Source organism: Saccharomonospora iraqiensis subsp. iraqiensis, assembly GCF_000430445.1.
GTDB lineage: Bacteria > Actinomycetota > Actinomycetes > Mycobacteriales > Pseudonocardiaceae > Saccharomonospora > Saccharomonospora iraqiensis.
In genome coordinates this window covers 1-2,021 of the sequence record NZ_AICW01000419.1, presented here as the reverse complement: position 1 = coordinate 2,021, position 2,021 = coordinate 1, and the positions used below count along the sequence as shown (strand labels likewise).

At 73.1% G+C, this 2,021-nt stretch carries 1 protein-coding gene and 1 pseudogene; one reads left to right on the top strand and one right to left on the bottom strand.

Features of this window, described 5'->3' with window-relative positions:
- A partial coding sequence (locus ACTIR_RS0100250) for an acetyl-CoA carboxylase biotin carboxylase subunit (RefSeq protein ID WP_026452784.1) occupies nucleotides 1-1,502 on the bottom strand: 1,502 nt, incomplete at its 3' end.
- Between the two features lie 184 nt (nucleotides 1,503-1,686).
- Here ACTIR_RS0100250 and ACTIR_RS0100245 point away from each other — a divergent pair.
- Nucleotides 1,687-2,021, top strand: a pseudogene (locus ACTIR_RS0100245) (hypothetical protein); the annotation flags it as partial.

Here is a 2,021-nt window from a genome sequence, read left to right as displayed (position 1 = left end):
GCGGGCGCACCCCCGCCGGGTGCGAGGTCGCCGGGCAGCGAGACCTCCAGCCTGCGCCCCCCGACCTCGACGACGACGGTGTTGCGGGCCGGTTGGTCCTCCCCGGTGTCCGGCTCACCGGTGAACGGTTCGATCGTGTTGTCGAACTCGGTCTCGATCCAGCGCGTGTGCACGGAGAACCCGGTGTCGTCGCCGACGAACGCCGGGTCCCGCAGGATGGTGCGGTGGAACGGCAGCACCGTCGGCAGGCCCTCGACCACCATCTCGTCCAGCGCCCGCCTGCTGCGCTCGATCGCCTGCCGCCGGTCGGCCCCGGTCACGATGACCTTCGCGAGCATGGAGTCGAACTGCCCGCCGATCACGCTGCCGCTCTCCAGGCCCGCGTCGTTGCGGACGCCGGGGCCCTGCGGCAGTTCCAACCGGGTGACGGTGCCGGGGGCGGGCAGGAAGTTGCGGCCCGCGTCCTCGCCGTTGATGCGGAACTCGATCGAGTGGCCGCGCGGGGCGGGGTCCTCGGTGAACGGCAGCGGGGAGCCCTCGGCGATGCGGAACTGCTCGCGGACGAGGTCGAGGCCGGTGGTCTCCTCGGAGACCGGGTGCTCCACCTGCAGCCGGGTGTTGACCTCCAGGAAGGAGATCGTGCCGTCGTCGCCGACGAGGTACTCGACCGTGCCCGCGCCGTGGTAGCCCGCCTCCCGGCAGATCGCCTTCGCCGAGGTGTGGATGGTCTCGCGCTGCTTGTCGGACAGGAACGGTGCGGGGGCCTCCTCCACCAGCTTCTGGTGGCGGCGCTGCAGCGAGCAGTCCCGGGTGCCGACGACCACGACGTTGCCGTGCTGGTCGGCCAGCACCTGCGCCTCCACGTGCCGGGGGCGGTCCAGGTAGCGCTCCACGAAGCACTCGCCGCGGCCGAACGCGCCCACGGCCTCCCGGGTGGCCGACTCGAACAGCTCCGGGATCTCCTCCCGGGTGCGGGCGACCTTCAGCCCCCGACCACCACCACCGAAGGCGGCCTTGATCGCCACGGGCAGTCCGTGCTCGTCGGCGAAGGCCACGATCTCGTCCGCGTCGGCGGCCGGGTCCTTCGTCCCGGGCACGAGCGGGGCGCCCGCCTTCAGCGCGAGGTGCCGGGCGGTGACCTTGTCCCCGAGGTCGCGGATGGCCTGCGGGGACGGGCCGATCCAGGTCAGGCCCGCGTCGATAACCGCCTGGGCGAAGTCGGCGTTCTCGGAGAGGAAGCCGTAGCCGGGGTGCACCGAGTCGGCGCCCGACCGCGCGGCGACGTCGAGGAGTTTCTCGGTGACCAGGTAGGTGTCGGCGGCGGTGGAGCCGTTCAGTGCGAACGCCTCGTCGGCCATGCGCACGTGCGGCGCGTCCCGGTCCGGGTCGGCGTACACGGCCACGCTGGCCAGCCCCGCGTCTGCCGCGGCCCGGATCACCCGCACGGCGATCTCCCCGCGGTTGGCGACGAGCACCTTGGAAACGGCGGCTGGTTGGGGCACGCTTACCTCCTTGTTCGCTGCTCTGCGAGAGTTTACGGATCCGCCACGTTCAGTCAGACGAGAGAAGGCTCACGTCCGTGGCTCCCTCGAACGCCGTCACCAGTGCGGGAACGGTCTCGAGCCCGGGGCGCGCGCTCCCGTCTCGCCTACCCTGTCGCGTGGTCGGTGAAGGGAGGAGGTCCTCGTGGCTCGGACGTCGCCGCCGCGTCCGGTGGTCGCCACGGTGGTGGTCGCCTGCATGGTCGCCGTGGCCGCGCAGGTCGCGGCCGCGGTGCTGGGCACCGACACGCCGGGCGAGCGGGAGCACCCGCCCATGCCGGACTGCGGCGGAGAGCCGTGCCGGGTGCTCGCGACCACCGTCGTCAACGGTATGTCCGTGGAGCTGCTGGCCGACCGTGCGGGCACGACCGGCAGACTGCGCGCCGGGGACGGCGCCGTCGACACCGTGAGCCGCACGGAGCTGGCCGACGAGGGCGGCCGCCTCACCCGGGACTCCCTGCGCTGCGCGGCCAGCCCGGC